Origin of the sequence: Methylomonas sp. MK1 (assembly GCF_000365425.1) — a bacterium.
Classification (GTDB): Bacteria; Pseudomonadota; Gammaproteobacteria; order Methylococcales; family Methylomonadaceae; genus Methylomonas.
In genome coordinates this window covers 2,826,436-2,845,069 of the sequence record NZ_AQOV01000001.1, presented here as the reverse complement: position 1 = coordinate 2,845,069, position 18,634 = coordinate 2,826,436, and the positions used below count along the sequence as shown (strand labels likewise).

Here is an 18,634-nt window from a genome sequence, read left to right as displayed (position 1 = left end):
ATAATTAATTTCACCAAAATGCAGGGGCTGGGAAATGATTTTGTCGTGATCGACGCTATAAACCAGCCAATACAATTGACGACCGCACAGATTCGATTTTTGGCGGATCGCCATTTTGGCGTGGGCTGCGATCAATTGTTATTGGTGGAAAAGCCGATTAGCGATAACGCCGAGTTTAAATACCGGATTTTCAATGCTGACGGTAGTGAGGTTTCTCAGTGTGGAAACGGTGCGCGGTGCTTTGCTCGTTTTGTGCGTGACAAAGGCTTAAGCAATAATGACGAAATTATTGTCGATACCGATGCAAGACAGCTGACACTGCGATTCGATGCGGGAGATTTGATCACCGTTGAAATGGGTGTCCCGGCACTTGAGCCTAAGCAGATACCGCTGAAGGTTTCCGAACAGTCCAAGCTGTATAAAGTGAAGTTGGCGGATGCGGAAGTTCAGTTCGCCGCGGTATCCATGGGTAATCCTCATGCAGTTATTCAGGTCCATGATGTGGCGAACGCGCCTGTTTCGACTATCGGAGCTAGACTGGAGTGTCATGAGTTGTTTCCAGAGCGAGCTAATATCGGGTTCATGCAAGTTGTTAATCGCCGGCACATCAAATTGCGAGTTTACGAACGCGGTGCAGCCGAAACTTTAGCTTGTGGTAGCGGGGCGTGTGCCGCCGTGGTCGCTGGTATCGAGCAGGGGTTGTTGGATCAGGTTGTTCAGGTTCAATTGCCTGGCGGGGAGCTAACTATTAGTTGGATCGGCAGCGGTCATCCTGTACTGATGACGGGCGCGGCTACCAGGGTTTTTGAGGGACAAATTAAGTTATGAGCAGCGAACCAAAAGTCTTATTGACCGAAGCCCACGTTAAGGCTTATTTGCAAGACCACCCTGAGTTTTTCCAGAATCACCTGGATTTGCTGGAGAAGATGCATATCCCTCACCCCAGCGGAAATGCGATATCGCTAATCTCCAAGCAACTGGAAATTTTCAGGGCGAAGCACCAGGAACAAGAAAATCAACTAACCGCATTGATTGATATTGCTCGGGAAAACGATGCGTCGTTCAATCGCATGCATGAGTTGACCTTAGCTATGCTGGAAGCAAATTCTTTGGAGGATGCGGTCGCTAATTTAAGCGAGGTGTTGGCTGAATGTTTTTTCACTGATTTCGTGGCCATTAAAATCATTAAAGAGCAACCGCTATCGCCCATCAGTAATCTATTTGTCGGGGCGGATGATGCTAATTTGAAGCATTTTTCCAATGAATTAACCACAAACCAACCGAAATGCGGTCGGCCTACCTTGGCGCAAGCTAGGTTTTTGTTCGGGGATGTGGCTGCGGAAGTCCGTTCGGCCGCAATCATACCCATGGTGTTCACTCAGCTTGATGGGCTGTTGGCAATCGGCAGCCGCGATGAATCGCGATTTCACTATAGTATGGGCAGTATATTTCTTACCCAAATGAGCGAAATTATCGGGACGCGTCTTATTTCATTGCTACAACAAACGGATTGATTGTTATGCATGCCGAAGCGGATGACGCCTTGCAGCTGTATTTTTGCTATCTGGTTTCGGAAAAGCGTGTTGCCGACCATACGTCGACGAATTACCAGCGGGATTTAAAGCGTTTTCGAAGTTTTTGCAATGTGCAAGAGCTTAGGCTTTGGCAGCAAGTTCAAGATCGCGATGTGAGGAACTATATTGCTGGACGCCATAAAAACGGGATAGGAAGCAAGACGATTCAGCGCGAACTTGCTGCGCTACGTAGTTTTTATCGATTTTTGCTCAAAACTAACCAAGTGGCGCATAACCCTGCTCAGCATGTGCAGGCGCCTAAAGTGTCAAAAAGGCTTCCTCATGTGTTGGATGTTGATCAGATGATGGGGATGTTAAATGCGACGCCGGATTCGGTTTTGGAAGTCCGCGATTTGGCGATGTTCGAATTGTTCTATTCATCAGGGTTGCGACTGAGCGAGTTAGTGATGCTTGATTTGTCTGACATCGATCTTAGCGAAGGCTTTTTGAGAGTGCGTTTTGGTAAAGGTGGCAAGCAAAGGCAATTGCCTGTTGGTAGTAAAGCACTTGATGCGCTTAAGGTTTGGTTGGCAAGTCGGCCTGATGGGGGGGGGCAAGCGGTGTTTGTTTCCTTGCAGTGTCGTCGATTATCTCGAAGAAGTGTGCAGCTTAGATTGGATCGTTGGGGTAAAAAAAACGGCATAGCCGAACACCTTCATCCGCATATGTTAAGACATTCGTTCGCAAGCCATCTGCTTGAAGCTAGTAAAGATATTAGGGCTGTGCAAGAGTTATTAGGGCATAGCAATATATCTACTACGCAGATATACACGCACCTGGATTTTCAGCATTTAGCGGCCGTATATGATCAAGCACATCCACGATCACGCAGGGGTTGAAGGCTGTTGGATAAAAAAGTTCTTGACGCGGTGTGTATGGGTGATTAGAATGCACGGCTCTTCACTGCTCATGTTTTTGGGTTTTAGCGGTGAAGCGGTCGGCTTAGTTCGGCGGGTTTAAGGTTGTGAGTGGCGGATTTGTTTTAAGTGTTTCGGTTTTTTGAAATGGCTTAAAAATAAATTTGACAGGAATTGAAAACGCTGTAGAATATGTCGGCTCAACAGGGCGAAATGCTCTGGCTCTTTAACAAACGAAATCGAAATAATTTGTGTGGGTATGTGTAGCGACTATGTGCTGTTAGAAATAGTCGACACAGAAACCACGTCAATTCGCAAGAAAAGATGTTCTGTAGTCGAGACCAAGATTGGTCACTCATCTTATTGAGTGACAAGTTAAAATTAAACTGAAGAGTTTGATCATGGCTCAGATTGAACGCTGGCGGTATGCTTAACACATGCAAGTCGAACGGTAGCAGGCCTTCGGGCGCTGACGAGTGGCGGACGGGTGAGTAATGCATAGGAATCTGCCTATTAGTGGGGGACAACGTGGGGAAACTCACGCTAATACCGCATACGCCCTACGGGGGAAAGCTGGGGATCTTCGGACCTGGCGCTAATAGATGAGCCTATGTTGGATTAGCTAGTTGGTAGGGTAAAGGCCTACCAAGGCGACGATCCATAGCTGGTCTGAGAGGATGATCAGCCACACTGGGACTGAGACACGGCCCAGACTCCTACGGGAGGCAGCAGTGGGGAATATTGGACAATGGGCGAAAGCCTGATCCAGCAATACCGCGTGTGTGAAGAAGGCCTGAGGGTTGTAAAGCACTTTCAATAGGAAGGAATACCTGCCGGTTAATACCCGGTAGACTGACATTACCTATACAAGAAGCACCGGCTAACTCCGTGCCAGCAGCCGCGGTAATACGGAGGGTGCAAGCGTTAATCGGAATTACTGGGCGTAAAGCGTGCGTAGGCGGTTGTTTAAGTCAGATGTGAAAGCCCTGGGCTTAACCTGGGAACTGCATTTGATACTGGGCAACTAGAGTTTAGTAGAGGGGAGTGGAATTTCAGGTGTAGCGGTGAAATGCGTAGAGATCTGAAGGAACACCAGTGGCGAAGGCGGCTCCCTGGACTAAAACTGACGCTGAGGTACGAAAGCGTGGGTAGCAAACAGGATTAGATACCCTGGTAGTCCACGCCGTAAACGATGTCAACTAACTGTTGGGTTCTTAAAGAACTTAGTAGTGGAGCTAACGTATTAAGTTGACCGCCTGGGGAGTACGGCCGCAAGGCTAAAACTCAAATGAATTGACGGGGGCCCGCACAAGCGGTGGAGCATGTGGTTTAATTCGATGCAACGCGAAGAACCTTACCTACCCTTGACATCCAGAGAATCTGTTAGAGATAGTAGAGTGCCTTCGGGAACTCTGAGACAGGTGCTGCATGGCTGTCGTCAGCTCGTGTTGTGAAATGTTGGGTTAAGTCCCGTAACGAGCGCAACCCTTATCCTTAGTTGCCAGCGGGTCATGCCGGGAACTCTAGGGAGACTGCCGGTGATAAACCGGAGGAAGGTGGGGACGACGTCAAGTCATCATGGCCCTTATGGGTAGGGCTACACACGTGCTACAATGGCCGGTACAGAGGGCTGCGAACTCGCGAGAGTAAGCGAATCCCAAAAAGCCGGTCCCAGTCCGGATCGCAGTCTGCAACTCGACTGCGTGAAGTCGGAATCGCTAGTAATCGCGGATCAGAATGCCGCGGTGAATACGTTCCCGGGCCTTGTACACACCGCCCGTCACACCATGGGAGTGGGTTGCAAAAGAAGTAGGTAGTTTAACCTTCGGGAGGGCGCTTACCACTTTGTGATTCATGACTGGGGTGAAGTCGTAACAAGGTAGCCCTAGGGGAACCTGGGGCTGGATCACCTCCTTACAAAGACGGCACACCGTTACACGTACTCACAACAAATTATTTCGATTGAAAGACGCACCTGGGTCTGTAGCTCAGTTGGTTAGAGCGCACCCCTGATAAGGGTGAGGTCGGAGGTTCAACTCCTCCCAGACCCACCAACGCATAAAAGGCGAAAGCAATAAGGCGGAAAACGATCAGACAACACTCCTGGTTAGAATAGGTAAGGTTGTGCATAGTTGGGTTTCGGCTTGAGTCTTGGTCTTTAGTCTGTTTTAGGGGCCATAGCTCAGCTGGGAGAGCGCCTGCCTTGCACGCAGGAGGTCGGGAGTTCGATCCTCCCTGGCTCCACCATCACGCTGAACGCTGAGGGTAAACCAGTACGTCACCAGTAGATAGTCGATGTTAGAACATCAGCGCTATGAGGTTTTATCGTAATCAAGAGATAAAGACTTTATAGCATTGGTATTCGTGCCGATAGCTCTTTAACAATATGGAAATCTGTAACTATAGTAATGATCAGCAATGATCAAAACTAAAACGAGTTGCGGTTTGAATGAAGTCATTCTCCAAAGAGAACGGCGGAAAGCAAACAGCATGTCGTTCTCAAGCAGAAAAAATCAGCGAAAATGTCAGCTGACAGTATAACCAAAGTACAGACGTATTCGGGTTATATGGTCAAGTGAATAAGCGCATACGGTGAATGCCTAGGCAGTAAGAGGCGATGAAGGACGTTGTAGCATGCGAAAAGCTTTGGGGAGCCTGCAAACCGGCTGTGATCCAGAGATGTCCGAATGGGGAAACCCGGCGTGCATAAGCACGTCATCTTTGAGTGAATACATAGCTCACTGAAGCGAACCCGGAGAACTGAAACATCTAAGTACCCGGAGGAAAAGAAATCAACCGAGATTCCCTAAGTAGTGGCGAGCGAACGGGGACTAGCCCTTAAGCTAGGATAAGGTTAGTGGAACGGTCTGGAAAGTCCGGCGATACAGGGTGATAGCCCCGTACACGAAAACCTTTTTTTAGTGAAATCGAGTAGGTCGGAGCACGTGAAACTTTGACTGAATATGGGGGGACCATCCTCCAAGGCTAAATACTCCTTACTGACCGATAGTGAACTAGTACCGTGAGGGAAAGGCGAAAAGAACCGCGGAGAGCGGAGTGAAATAGAACCTGAAACCGTATGCGTACAAGCAGTGGGAGCCCCTTCGTGGGGTGACTGCGTACCTTTTGTATAATGGGTCAGCGACTTACATTTTGTGGCAAGCTTAACCGAATAGGGGAGGCGTAGCGAAAGCGAGTCTTAATAGGGCGTTTAGTCGCAAGGTGTAGACCCGAAACCGGGCGATCTATCCATGGCCAGGCTGAAGGTTGGGTAATACTAACTGGAGGGCCGAACCCACGTCTGTTGAAAAAGACGGGGATGAGCTGTGGATCGGAGTGAAAGGCTAATCAAGCTCGGAGATAGCTGGTTCTCCTCGAAAGCTATTTAGGTAGCGCCTCGTGTATCACTGCTGGGGGTAGAGCACTGTTTCGGCTAGGGGGTCATCCCGACTTACCAACCCGATGCAAACTCCGAATACCAGCAAGTGCAAGCACGGGAGACACACGGCGGGTGATAAGGTCCGTCGTGAAAAGGGAAACAGCCCAGACCGTCAGCTAAGGTCCCCAAATCTATGCTCAGTGGGAAACGATGTGGAAAGGCACAGACAGCCAGGAGGTTGGCTTAGAAGCAGCCATCCTTTAAAGAAAGCGTAATAGCTCACTGGTCGAGTCGGTCTGCGCGGAAGATTTACCGGGGCTAAGCATAGTACCGAAGCTACGGATTTACACGTAAGTGTGAGTGGTAGAGGAGCGTTCCGTACGCCTGCGAAGGTTCATTGAGAAGTGGGCTGGAGGTATCGGAAGTGCGAATGCTGACATAAGTAACGATAAAGGGGGTGAAAAACCCCCTCGCCGAAAACCCAAGGTTTCCTGCGCAACGTTAATCGACGCAGGGTTAGTCGGCACCTAAGGCGAGGCTGAAAAGCGTAGTCGATGGAAAACAGGTTAATATTCCTGTACCAGTAGTAACTGCGATGGGGTGACGGAGAAGGCTATATCAGCTGTCGGTTGGAAGTGGCAGTTTAAGCAGGTAGGCATGCATCTTAGGCAAATCCGGGGTGCTCTATGCCGAGACGTGATGACGAGCGGTTCGAAAGAACAGCGAAGTGATAGATGCCCTGCTTCCAGGAAAAACCTCTAAGCTTCAGGTTACTAGTGGCCGTACCCTAAACCGACACAGGTGGGTGGGATGAAAATTCTAAGGCGCTTGAGAGAACCCAGGTGAAGGAACTAGGCAAAATGATACCGTAACTTCGGGAGAAGGTATGCCCTCATTACGTGAAGGTCCTCGCGACTGGAGCGGAAGGGGGTTGCAAAAAATCGGTGGCTGCGACTGTTTAGCAAAAACATAGCACTCTGCAAACACGAAAGTGGACGTATAGGGTGTGACGCCTGCCCGGTGCTGGAAGGTTAATTGATGGGGTTATCTTCGGAGAAGCTCTTGATCGAAGCCCCAGTAAACGGCGGCCGTAACTATAACGGTCCTAAGGTAGCGAAATTCCTTGTCGGGTAAGTTCCGACCTGCACGAATGGCGTAACGATGGCCACACTGTCTCCACCTGGGACTCAGTGAAATTGAAATCGCTGTGAAGATGCAGTGTACCCGCGGCTAGACGGAAAGACCCCGTGCACCTTTACTATAGCTTGACACTGGACTTTGAACCTACTTGTGTAGGATAGGTGGGAGGCTTTGAAGCGGGAACGCCAGTTCTCGTGGAGCCAACCTTGAAATACCACCCTGGTATGTTTGGAGTTCTAACCTCGACCCGTTATCCGGGTTAGGGACAGTGTCTGGTGGGTAGTTTGACTGGGGCGGTCTCCTCCTAAAGAGTAACGGAGGAGCACGAAGGTACCCTCAGCCTGGTCGGAAATCAGGCAATGAGTGCAAAGGCATAAGGGTGCTTGACTGCGAGACGGACAAGTCGAGCAGGTACGAAAGTAGGTCTTAGTGATCCGGTGGTTCTGTATGGAAGGGCCATCGCTCAACGGATAAAAGGTACGCCGGGGATAACAGGCTGATACCGCCCAAGAGTTCATATCGACGGCGGTGTTTGGCACCTCGATGTCGGCTCATCACATCCTGGGGCTGAAGCAGGTCCCAAGGGTATGGCTGTTCGCCATTTAAAGTGGTACGCGAGCTGGGTTCAGAACGTCGTGAGACAGTTCGGTCCCTATCTGCCGTGGGCGTTTGAGATTTGAGGGAAGCTGCTCCTAGTACGAGAGGACCGGAGTGGACGAACCTCTGGTGTTCCGGTTGTCATGCCAATGGCATTGCCGGGTAGCCACGTTCGGACAGGATAACCGCTGAAAGCATCTAAGCGGGAAGCCCCTCCCAAGATGAGATCTCACTGGGACTTTAAGTCCCCTGAAGGGCCGTCGGAGACTACGACGTTGATAGGCACGGTGTGGAAGCGCAGTAATGTGTGAAGCTAACGTGTACTAATTGCCCGTGAGGCTTGACCATATAACACCCAATGCGTTTGGGTAGCGTCAGAAGACAACAGTAGCTGAACACGCAAGAGAACAACAAACTCAATACAGATTTCCATGAAAGCAGGTCAAAGGCTAAAGCCGTCGTGAACACCTATCAAAAGTGAACGCGCGAGAAAAAGCCCAAAAGGAACACAGCCAATGACGCTGAAAACCTAACCTGTTGCATGACGGTTGGATAAATCATCCAGCCAAACCAGTTTGCTTGGTGAACATAGCAAGCGTGAACCACCCGATCCCATCCCGAACTCGGAAGTGAAACCGCTTAGCGCCGATGATAGTGTGGCAGGTTGCCATGTGAAAGTAGGTCATCGCCAAGCGCCTATCCCAAAAGCCCTGCTAGTAATAGCAGGGCTTTTTTTGTATCAAAATCCCATTCAGATAATCACGCTTCAAATTTGCAGTAGTGGTTGTTAGAATCCCATCTCATCAATGTCTAGCGAGAAAACGCATGAGTGCAATAGATAGAATCCAAGCCCAATTAGCCAGCCATCCCGTCGTCTTGTACATGAAAGGCACCCCTGATTTCCCCCAATGCGGGTTTTCCAGCCGGGTGGTGCAAGCCTTGGAAGCCTGCAACGCTGACTACGCCCACATCAACATCTTCGAAGATCCTGAAGTGCGTGAAGCCTTGAAAGAATACTCGCACTGGCCCACCTATCCCCAACTGTATATTAACGGCGAATTAGTCGGCGGCTGCGATATCGTTATTGACCTGTTTAATAAAGGTGAACTCATTACTATGCTGGCTAACGTGACCGCAGCGCTATAAGTGTGCAGTCCTAGTTCTTGCTCCGTCTAGAGGAAACGCTATTCTGAGCATCAAGCGCTAAAAATTCGCGGAGCTGAAACAATACTGTAGTGGTCAGCTTTTTTCGGAGTTTAAGTATAGGCCGTTGTCTGCCATTTTTATTTCAAAGCCTTTGGGATTCAGTTAGTCCGATGATGAATGCAAGGCTTACTGATGTAGAAATTGAAGATATATTCGGTCACGTCACGCACGAATAGTCTCGGCGTGATTGGCATGCTGGAGGCGCTTGGCGCGCCCTGTTTTTAGATTGAGTCAGAATCGTGCCATGACCGCATTATCCCGGTAGTTGTCCTTGCTACTCATGTTGCCTTGAATTTCATGGCGGCTTAGGAAATCCTGGTACTCGTGACTAGCTATTGACAGCCCCTGCGGATGACGCCAGGCAATGGTAACCCGCAAGAAGACCTGCAAGCCAGCTCTGCTGGCATGGTGGGCGCCAGTCCACTCGGCGAATTTACGCGAATACAGGTCTAACTCGGCCGCCAAATATACCCAAGGGGACTAGACCAACCACTCAGTGTCCGCGTGCAATTGATGTCTGAAAGTCTGGCTCGATTAGCGGCTACTTGCTCAGGCTGGCGTCCAGCGCATCATCTTACAGCGGCAGGCTTTGGTTGCTGTCGGGGTATGCCCGAACTAAGGCTTCCTGCTTGGATCGAGCTGAAGTTCCTTCATCAGACGGCGCAAACGATAGCGCCGGATCTTGATGCTCTGCTCTGCCAATGCCTTGCGAAGAAGGCGGCTACCATATGACTGACTAGTAGCCCCGAACGCTCTGCCCAGCTGAAGCCGTGTGCCGCAAGTCGTTTTAGGCTGACGAACTAGCTGCCGGGCCACATAAAATCCCGAAGGCTTGTCCAACAGCTAAGAACCCAGTTGCGCCGAGATGGTCTTCTCCCCTGCTTACGTCCGAATCATTTGATGTTCATTGCTGTTCCCTGGCAAAGATATCCATGGTGCATAATAGGCCAAAACCTGTTTTAGTAATTCGTTATCCGCCCGCAGTTGCCAACTTTTCTGTTCCAGTAGCCGAATACGCTGCTTCTCCAGGGTTAACGGGTTGGCCCAACTGCTCGGCTTACACATGCTTTAGTCAACGACGCACTGCTTTATCGCCCAGCTATAGTTCCTGGCAAGCCAGGGTCCCTGTTCAGCTCTTGTTCCTTAATTATCTTCACGAATCGCCGCTTGAATACCTCATCGTAATTCCTTATTTCTTGTTTTATTCGTTCCACCTTGAAGATTGATGGGTATCGACCTATCTCGGTGTACGAAAAAAGTTGATCACTACAGACTCAAGCGCTCAGATAAAATAGCTTAATTTATCTTGACAAGGATTTGGCAAGTGGTAGACTGCCACGCACCTCAAGGGACCGGGGTGTCTTCAATAAGAAGGCTAAATAACAAGGAAAAACAAAGAACTCCCGATTTGATCGGGGATTTAGATAATCTTTTAGGAGGTAGAAATGGCTGCTACAACTGAATCAGTTAAGGCTGATGCTGCGGAAGCACCGCTTTTAAATCAAAAAAACCTGTGGGCTGGTATCAGCCTGTATTTGGTTTTTTATTCTTTCATTCGTTGGTATGAAGGTGTTTACGGCTGGTCAGCTGGCTTAGACTCTTTTGCTCCAGAGTTTGAAACATACTGGATGAATATGTTGTACATCGAGATCGTTATCGAAGTGCTGCTGTTTGCTGGTATCAATGGCTATATCTGGAAAACTCGTGACCGTAAAGTTATGTCAATCACTCCACGTGAAGAGTTGAGAAGACACTTTACACACTGGACATGGTTGGTTTGCTACGGCTGGGCTATCTACTGGGGTGCTTCTTACTTCACAGAGCAAGACGGTACATGGCACCAAACTATCGTTCGTGATACTGACTTTACTCCAAGTCACATCATCGAGTTCTACCTGTCATACCCAATCTACATCATCACTGGTTCAGCTTCTTTCATGTATGCAAAAACAAGATTGCCTACATACCACGAAGGTCTGCACTTGATGTATCTGATTGCGGTTATCGGTCCATTCATGATCCTGCCTAACGTAGGTTTGAACGAGTGGGGTCACACATTCTGGTTTATGGAAGAGTTGTTCGTTGCTCCATTGCACTACGGTTTCGTATTCTTTGGTTGGGCTGCTCTGGCTATAATGGGTGTTGTGAACACCGAAGTAATGGCAATTGCAAAATTGCTGAAAAAAGATCTGGCTTAATAGCTTATCTTTAAAAGTAAAAATACTATCTCCTTTCCTGCCGCTGCTTTGTTTAAGTGACGGCAGGATAAAGAGAAGTGAAAAAAATATAATTTTAATTCTTTAGGAGGTAAGCTAATGAGCGCATCTCAATCAGCTGTACGTTCACGTGCGGAAGCGGTACAAGTTTCCCGTACGTTCGACTGGATGATTCTTTTTACACTGTTCACAGCGGTTCTGGGCGGTTACCACATTCACTATATGTTGACTGGCGGTGACTGGGATTTCTGGACCGACTGGAAAGATAGACGTCTATGGGTAACCGTAGCTCCTATCGTTTCTATTACGTTCCCTGCGGCTGTTCAAGCATGCTTGTGGTGGAGATACCGTTTACCAATTGGCGCAACTTTGTCTGTTGTTGCTCTGATGATTGGTGAGTGGATCAACCGTTACATGAACTTCTGGGGCTGGACATACTTCCCAGTAAACATTTGCTTCCCATCTAACCTGTTGCCAGGTGCGATCGTTCTTGACGTTATCCTGATGATGGGTAACAGCATGACTCTGACTGCTGTTGTTGGTGGTTTGGCTTATGGTCTGTTGTTCTACCCAGGTAACTGGCCTGTTATCGCTCCATTGCACGTGCCTGTAGAATATAACGGCATGATGATGACTTTGGCTGACTTACAAGGTTACCACTATGTTCGTACCGGTACACCTGAGTACATCCGTATGGTAGAGAAAGGTACATTAAGAACTTTCGGTAAAGACGTTGCTCCAGTATCAGCGTTCTTCTCTGGATTCGTTTCTATCATTATTTACTTCTTGTGGCACTTCTTCGGCAGATGGTTCGCTAAAACCGACTTCATCGCTGACGACGCGTCTTAATTAGAAGAATAGTAAGAAAATGAACCTGGTGGTTCTAGATAGCTACCAGAAAGTCTTAATTAAAATTCTCTAGTGATAGAGGAGGAAATATGAAAATAATAAAAGACAAAGTTGCAAAACTGTCCTTTGTCGCACTGTTGGTCGCAATGACAGCAGCGATGTTCTATGCTCCAACAGCATCTGCTCACGGTGAAAAATCACAGGCTGCGTTCATGCGTATGCGGACGATTCACTGGTTTGACCTGAACTGGTCAAAAGAAGAAGTGCCTGTTAATGAAACTATGACAATTTCTGGTAAATTCCTGGTATTCGCAGGCTGGCCAGAAACTGTTGATAAACCAGAAGTTTCATTTTTGAACGTTGGTATCCCTGGTCCTGTATTTATCCGTGCAGGTTCTTGGATCGGCGGTCAATTGGTTCCTCGTTCAGTGTCTTTGGAATTGGGCGAAGTTTACGAGTTTAAAGTTCTGCTGAAAGCTCGTCGTCCAGGCGACTGGCACGTTCACTCAATGATGAACGTACAAGGCGGTGGTCCTATCATCGGCCCAGGCAAATGGGTAACCATTACTGGTTCTATGAGCGAGTTTGTTAACCCAGTCACAACATTGACTGGTCAAACAATCAACTTGGAAAACTACGCTCTGGACAACGTTTATTTCTGGCACGCAGTATGGTTCGCAATCGCGTTCGCATGGTTGTTGTTCTGGATCAAACGCCCATTGTTCGTTCCACGTCATATCGCTGTTAGCACTGGCAAAGCAGATTCTCTGATCTCAGCTGGCGACAAAAAAATCGGTATGCTGTTCGGCGTAGGTACTTTGGTTATCGTTGCTGCTTCTATGGGCGCTACCAACGAAAAATACCCTGTAACTACTCCTTTGCAAGCTGGTTTGTTGCGTGGTATGAAAACTTATCAAATGCCTGAAGCTAACGTTTCAGTTAAAGTTGATGATGCCACATACCGTGTTCCAGGTCGTGCAATGCAAATGACTTTGACCATTACAAACAACGGTGATTCAGCTGTTCGTTTGGGTGAGTTCAACACAGCAGGTGTACGTTTCTTAGATCCAGCGGTTCATGAAGATGATACTGCTTACCCAGACGATTTGCTGGCTGAAGAAGGCTTAACTGTTAGCGATAACAGCCCTCTGGCTCCAGGCGAAACACGCACTGTCGAAGTTACTGCTTCTGACGCTGCTTGGGAAGTATATCGCTTAGCTGACTTGATCTACGATCCAGACAGCCGCTTCGCAGGTCTGTTGTTCTTCTGGGATGAAAAAGGTAACCGTCAATTGGTAACAGTTGATGCTCCTCTGATCCCAACTTTCATCTAATAGTGAAAGTTTCCTAAGTCGAAATACTTAGGAAGAAACTGAAAACCCTCGCTATTGAAAGATAGCGGGGGTTTTTTTTGGTTAATATGCTCGGAAAATGCAGGAAAATATAAAAAATGAAAAAAATGTTAGTAATTGTTGGGGTATTGGTATTAAGCGGTTGCTCGGAAAAAGAAGAGTATCAGTCCGTAGTATTGGAGCAAATGAAGCAGGATAAAGATATTAAGGACTACGGAATTGAGCCGGAAACAATGACAAAATGTGTCGTCGATACTTCGTCAAATGATATGCCAGGATTATTCTTACTAGATCCTGAAAGACGCAAGGCGTATAAAAATTATGCCAAAATGTTAGATCTTAATAAGTCTAAGGATCCGCAGAAGACCCTAACTGAATTACGAGAAAGTTTTGGTGCAGCCAAAGAGCTTGCAGAAGCACATTCAAATTACGTCGAAAGCGTAGTCGAATGTATGTCTGGATTAGTGACTGGTGGTGAAGAAAAATTAAAAAATGCAAAATAGTACAACCTGACGACGAATTCAAACGGATTGACGATAAAGCTTGGAAAGTCGCAAACCACTCGGAATTTAATTGGGTGAGTAAAATGTAAAGTTTTTACGGAACCTATTTTAGTTATCACTCAAAAGTGAAGTACAAAACCCAAATGCAAGTGAGTCCCACGTTGGGAGTGTATTCCAAAAATTACAAGTATCTCTTCAGGTTAAAACAATGGGTTAATCAGGGGTTTATATCAGCAAGGTATTGATATTAGAGATGTAGTAAAAGGTCCGATAATATTGCGGAAACGGCACGCTAACTTATTACATCATCGCCGTCGTTATCATAGGTCTTTTGGAGCGCTGCGCTGCAAATAATCGTCCCGATTTTAGGGAGTCTCTAATTAATTCAGTTTTTCAAGAAAAACGATGAGCAAGCAATTGAATCAGTAGGTGCTTAAGTTCGAGATGGCGAATTAATCAGAGTTTCCTTAGGAGTTTTACACCCAAAGTCATAAGTTAGCATATCCCACCAAACAATTTATCACTGCATCTTTGCTCAGCTCGCCGGGACATCAAGTTAATGGCTGGCTTTCTAATTGGGTCAAAGTACATTAATGTTGTGGTAGAAACGAGGCAAAGCCATCGGATTCAGACCCGAATACTTGATTGAAGAACGATAAATATTTTGACAATAGGTAAGCGAGGCTTTGCCGCCGTTATTTTGGAGACTTAAACAATCCGCGATGACCGCTCTTATGATTGAATATCGAGCAAAGTGATAAAGTTAGATTGCAAAAATGACTAAGCTTTTTGATAAAAGCTGACGTAAGTTGCTAAGCTATTTAACTAATGTTAACGGTAGGACGACAATCGTGCCAATTATCTTAAAAGTACTTTCTTACAAAGGTTTGCCATTACCTACTGAATTGAGTGCCGAATTCAATCAGTTAGGAGGAACGATAGGCAGAAAGGCGGGAAACACTCTGGTGTTACCTGACACAGAAAACTTTGTATCAGGGCATCACGCTGAAATCATTTACCAGGACGGCGGTTACTTCATAAAGGATACAAGTAAAAATGGTACATTTTTGTCTAATGCCGGACTGAATATAAATGATGCGCAAGCAAGATTGCTAGATCGTGAAATTTTACGTATCGGCGAATATGAAGTTATTGTGGAACAGTCAGCCGAAATATTGCCAAGTTCACCCATTAGTATCGAGAATCTTTCGCCTTCACCATTTGCCGAATCGTTTCCAAACGATCAACAGTCAATAGTAAATGAACCGCTGAATTTCTCGATTCCGCATAGCGCAGCGAATTCTCCGTTCGGAGAGCGTCCTCCAGCATCCCCTTTTCACGATAGCTTTACCCCGCCCGAGGTAATACCTCCCGAGAATGGTGGTAAAGATATTGCCGAATTCTTAAAAGGGTTAGATTCATTAGGCACATTGGATACACCTTTCAATGCGTCTCCCGAAGTAGAGTTTCCAAATTTTGAACCAATAAATTTATCCAAGCCTATTCCTTCGCATACAGCGCTGGATTCTGAAGATGTATTCCAAAATGCGTCTAATATTGAGCGTGAGGTTCAACCCCCCGCAGTTCCGCAAGACAGTGAAATAGAATTTACGCTAGCACCGAATAAGGACCGCTATACCAGTTCGAAAACGGGTGAAGTATCACTCATGAAGATGTTTCTGGATGGTGCGGGAATAAATGATCACGCGTTCTTAACAGAAGATCAGTGGCCGGAGGCGATGAAAGTTACCGGTGTGTTGTTCCGAAATTTGATCGAAGGCTTGATGGACGTTTTGCGCGCACGCGCGGAAATGAAAAGTGAATTTCGAGTTTCCGTCACCACAATCCGCTCTTTTGACAATAACCCGCTAAAATTCAATCCTGATGTGGAAAGTGTGCTTAAGCTAATGCTCGCGCCGAATAATCCCGCGTTTATAAATTCAAATGATGCAATAAATGAAGCTTTCAAGGATGTCAAATTTCACCAGCTAGCGATGACAGCCGGTATTCAGGCCGCATTAGCAGAGATCTTGCATCGTTTTGATCCAGAGAGTTTTGAGAAGACTTTGGGTGAAGGCATTGTTTTTCAAAGAAAAGCCAAGTGTTGGGAGCTTTTTTGCGAAAAATATCCGGAATTAAAAACCCAAGCAATTGAAGGATTTTTTGGGGAAGAGTTCGCTGAAGCTTATGAAAAACAGATGCGTCTATTTGCGAGGCGGTGAAAGTTTGCAAGTTTATTGGGTTGGCAGCGCAGTTTTCATAAGTCATTGTTCTTAAATACTAAACGGTACCGAATACAGTATGTCAATCAATAACAGGATTGTTTGGTCGGAAGGCATGTTCCTTAGGCCGCAGCACTTTCAACAACATGATCGTTATCTGGAAAGCAGAATCGATGGTCGATGTTATGGAATTAGGGCATACGACTGGGGTTTTTCCTCGCTAAAGCTGGATGGAGCACAATTGGCAATCGGAAAAATCACTCTGATTGCTGCCAGAGGCATTTTCCAGGACGGTACTCCGTTTCATTTGCCTGACGAAGATGAGCTGCCTTTGCCACTGGATGTCTCTGAAGGCGTTGCTAATGAAGTAGTGTATTTAGCATTGCCGCTGAGTCGTCCGGACGCTGTTGAGGTTGACAGCGACAATAACCCCGACGGATTGGCGAGATACCGCGTTACCCATAGGGACGTCAGAGACAACAACGCCGGTTATGATGCTCGTTACCCCGTGCAGATAGGCAGCATTCGTCCGAAACTTATGCTTGGCAATCAAGAACGATCAGGCTATCTATGTCTGGGTGTTGCCAATATTGTTGAGGTGCGCGCCGACAAAACTGTCGTACTGGATGACAAATACATCCCCGTGGTGTTGCAATCGGCAGCCAGTAGTATTTTGAACGGCTTTGTTCGGGAACTACAAGGTTTGCTGCATACCAGAGGTGAGGCTTTAGCAGCACGCGTTGCTGGCACTTCACAAGGTGCCGGTGTGGCGGAGGTGGCAGACTTTATGTTGCTGCAAACCATCAATCGTTATGAGCCATTGCTGGCACATTTGGCTGGGAACACACTACTCCATCCGGAAGCGTTTTTTTCCTTGTGCTTGCAGCTGATGGGAGATCTGGCGACTTTCTACCGCCAAAATAAACGGCCTGCGGTGTTGCCTGAATATCGGCATGACGACTTGCGTATTTGCTTTATGCCGTTAATTGACGAGTTGCGACGCTTGCTGAGCATGGTGCTTGAGCAAAATGCCATTCAAATTCCTTTAACCAAGCATAGTCAGTCGGTGTATTACTCAGGTCGCCCGGATGTGAAATTATTGGAGCAGGCAATCTACATCCTGGCTGCAAGTGCCCAAGTATCGTCGGAAATGTTGCGTACACATTTTCCACCCCAGGTAAAAATTGGTCCTGTCGAAGAGATCACCCAACTGGTAACTGCTGCACTGCCGGGTATTTCAATTCACCCTTTGCCCGTGGCGCCAAGGCAATTGCCGTATCACGCCGGATGCTCTTATTTCGAACTGGACAAACAAAGCCCTTATTGGAAGAAAATGATGGATTCCGGCGGCTTTGCATTTCATATTGGCGGTAATTTTCCGGGATTGGAGTTGGAATTCTGGGCAATAAAAAAAGGGTGATGACATGGCGCAACAAGGACCTTTCGGCGATGACGACAAAACAGTGTTACGGCCTTCGCCTGGCGGAAGAATGCCTCAACAGCCGTCATTCACGCAAGTACCACCATCGCCACCCCAGCAGCCGACTGCAAATATCAACATTCCTTCGCTGAGCGTGCTTTCAGGAGCGGATAGCGGTTCTTTATTGACTCTATCGGCTGGCATACTTTCCTTGGCGGCTAGGCTTAGAACAACCGTTAGTTATGCCGGCGTTGATGAACTAAAACAAAAGTTGGCCAAAGAAGTCAGGGAATTTGAGAATCGTGGCTTGAATGCGGGGTTTCAGCAAGAAACCATACGCATGGCGAGCTACGGTTTATGTACTTTTCTGGATGAAATTATCCAAAACACGCCCTGGGGCTCGCAGAGTAATTGGGGCCATCAAAGTCTACTTATCCTTTTTCATAAAGAAGCCTGGGGCGGCGAACGCTTTTTCCAAATACTCGAACATCTGGTGAAACAGCCTGCGCAAAACTTACCGCTCATCGAGCTTTGCTATGTGCTGTTAAGTTTTGGATTCGAGGGCAAATATCGGGTCATGACCAACGGCTCCAACGAACTGGAAAAACAACGTCTGGAACTGTATCAATTGACTCAGCGAGTGAGAGGGGATTTTCCAGCGGAACTGTCGCCGCGCTGGCAGGGGCAAAAGAGCGGCAATAGCTCGTTGATCACGCAAGTACCCTTATGGGTGTTCGCCAGCGTAGCAGGCGGCCTATTACTGCTTTGTTATCTGGGTTTTGCGTTTTTTATTAATTCGGCATCCGATCCGACGTACCGTGAGTTACTAAAACTGGCCAAGGAGCCTGTACAAGTTGCGGCGGCAGCAACTATAACCCCACCGCCTGCGCCCGCTATTGCAAACAGATTGGAACGCTTTAAGCCATTATTGCGCGACGAAATTGCCCAGAATATGGTTGAAGTGGTCGACGATAGTATCATCCGCGTCCGTAACTCCTTTCCCTCGGGTAGTGACCAAGTCAAACCGGAGTTTCTGCCCATGTTGAAAAAAATCGCTAAGGAGCTTGAGAATGAACAAGACTCGATTTTGGTAACCGGGCATACCGACGACAAACCCATCGTATCGGCCCGTTTTCCATCCAATTGGCATCTGTCCGCGGCACGCGCTAAAAACGTCTTGGCGATTTTAACTGCATCCGCCCAATTAAAAGGTTCCGCCAGAGCCGAAGGCAGGGCCGACGGCGAGCCTTTGGCACCCAATGACACTCCTGAACATCGAGCCTTAAATCGGCGCGTCGACATCCTGATAAAGTGAGAAT

The 18,634-nt window shown here is 47.5% G+C and carries 11 protein-coding genes, 2 tRNA genes and 3 rRNA genes; all 16 read left to right on the top strand.

Translation table 11 applies throughout. The features are described 5' to 3' along the window. The 16 genes from dapF to icmH all read left to right on the top strand — a co-directional run bounded on the left by dapF (position 1) and on the right by icmH (position 18,630). Positions 1–828: a diaminopimelate epimerase gene (dapF, locus tag G006_RS0113550; protein WP_026147049.1), complete on the top strand. Its 828-nt coding sequence runs from the start codon at positions 1–3 to the stop codon at positions 826–828. Then, positions 825–1,514 carry a DUF484 family protein gene (locus G006_RS0113545; RefSeq protein ID WP_020483736.1) on the top strand — a complete coding sequence of 230 codons (690 nt, stop codon included), beginning with the start codon at positions 825–827 and terminating at the stop codon, positions 1,512–1,514. Before dapF ends, G006_RS0113545 begins: the two co-directional genes overlap by 4 nt. A 5-nt stretch (positions 1,515–1,519) precedes the next feature. Then, positions 1,520–2,413, top strand: coding sequence for a tyrosine recombinase XerC (xerC, locus tag G006_RS0113540; protein ID WP_020483735.1), 894 nt, complete (start codon positions 1,520–1,522; stop codon positions 2,411–2,413). Positions 2,414–2,814: 401 nt separating this feature from the next. Next, a 16S ribosomal RNA gene (locus G006_RS0113535) occupies positions 2,815–4,348 on the top strand. Between the two features lie 60 nt (positions 4,349–4,408). After that, positions 4,409–4,485 (top strand) — tRNA-Ile (locus G006_RS0113530). Positions 4,486–4,602: 117 nt separating this feature from the next. Continuing rightward, positions 4,603–4,678, top strand: a tRNA-Ala gene (locus G006_RS0113525). 322 nt (positions 4,679–5,000) lie between these two features. Continuing rightward, positions 5,001–7,895: ribosomal RNA gene (locus G006_RS0113520) — 23S ribosomal RNA — on the top strand. A gap of 230 nt (positions 7,896–8,125) precedes the next feature. Beyond that, positions 8,126–8,241, top strand: a 5S ribosomal RNA gene (gene rrf, locus G006_RS0113515). Together the 16S, 23S and 5S rRNA genes with 2 tRNA genes alongside form the textbook arrangement of a ribosomal RNA operon. Positions 8,242–8,372: 131 nt before the next feature. Continuing rightward, a complete protein-coding gene (gene grxD / locus G006_RS0113510) occupies positions 8,373–8,693 on the top strand; it encodes a Grx4 family monothiol glutaredoxin (RefSeq protein ID WP_020483734.1) in 321 nt (106 codons plus the stop codon). A gap of 1,505 nt (positions 8,694–10,198) precedes the next feature. Continuing rightward, positions 10,199–10,951 carry a bacterial ammonia monooxygenase, subunit AmoC gene (gene amoC / locus G006_RS0113490; RefSeq protein ID WP_020483731.1) on the top strand — a complete coding sequence of 251 codons (753 nt, stop codon included), beginning with the start codon at positions 10,199–10,201 and terminating at the stop codon, positions 10,949–10,951. 117 nt (positions 10,952–11,068) lie between these two features. After that, positions 11,069–11,818 carry a bacterial ammonia monooxygenase, subunit AmoA gene (amoA, locus tag G006_RS0113485; RefSeq protein WP_020483730.1) on the top strand — a complete coding sequence of 250 codons (750 nt, stop codon included), beginning with the start codon at positions 11,069–11,071 and terminating at the stop codon, positions 11,816–11,818. Between the two features lie 89 nt (positions 11,819–11,907). Continuing rightward, positions 11,908–13,152, top strand: a complete 1,245-nt coding sequence (gene amoB, locus G006_RS0113480) for a bacterial ammonia monooxygenase, subunit AmoB (RefSeq protein ID WP_020483729.1) — start codon at positions 11,908–11,910, stop codon at positions 13,150–13,152. 116 nt (positions 13,153–13,268) lie between these two features. Then, positions 13,269–13,673, top strand: coding sequence for a hypothetical protein (locus G006_RS0113475; RefSeq protein ID WP_020483728.1), 405 nt, complete (start codon positions 13,269–13,271; stop codon positions 13,671–13,673). 851 nt (positions 13,674–14,524) lie between these two features. Beyond that, the gene (tagH, locus tag G006_RS0113470; RefSeq protein ID WP_026147047.1) at positions 14,525–15,895 is read left to right on the top strand and encodes a type VI secretion system-associated FHA domain protein TagH; all 1,371 of its coding nucleotides are present in this window, start codon (positions 14,525–14,527) and stop codon (positions 15,893–15,895) included. 79 nt (positions 15,896–15,974) lie between these two features. Continuing rightward, positions 15,975–17,315, top strand: coding sequence for a type VI secretion system baseplate subunit TssK (gene tssK, locus G006_RS0113465; protein WP_026147046.1), 1,341 nt, complete (start codon positions 15,975–15,977; stop codon positions 17,313–17,315). Between the two features lie 4 nt (positions 17,316–17,319). Next, the gene (gene icmH / locus G006_RS0113460; protein ID WP_020483725.1) at positions 17,320–18,630 is read left to right on the top strand and encodes a type IVB secretion system protein IcmH/DotU; all 1,311 of its coding nucleotides are present in this window, start codon (positions 17,320–17,322) and stop codon (positions 18,628–18,630) included. Positions 18,631–18,634 lie beyond the last annotated feature (4 nt).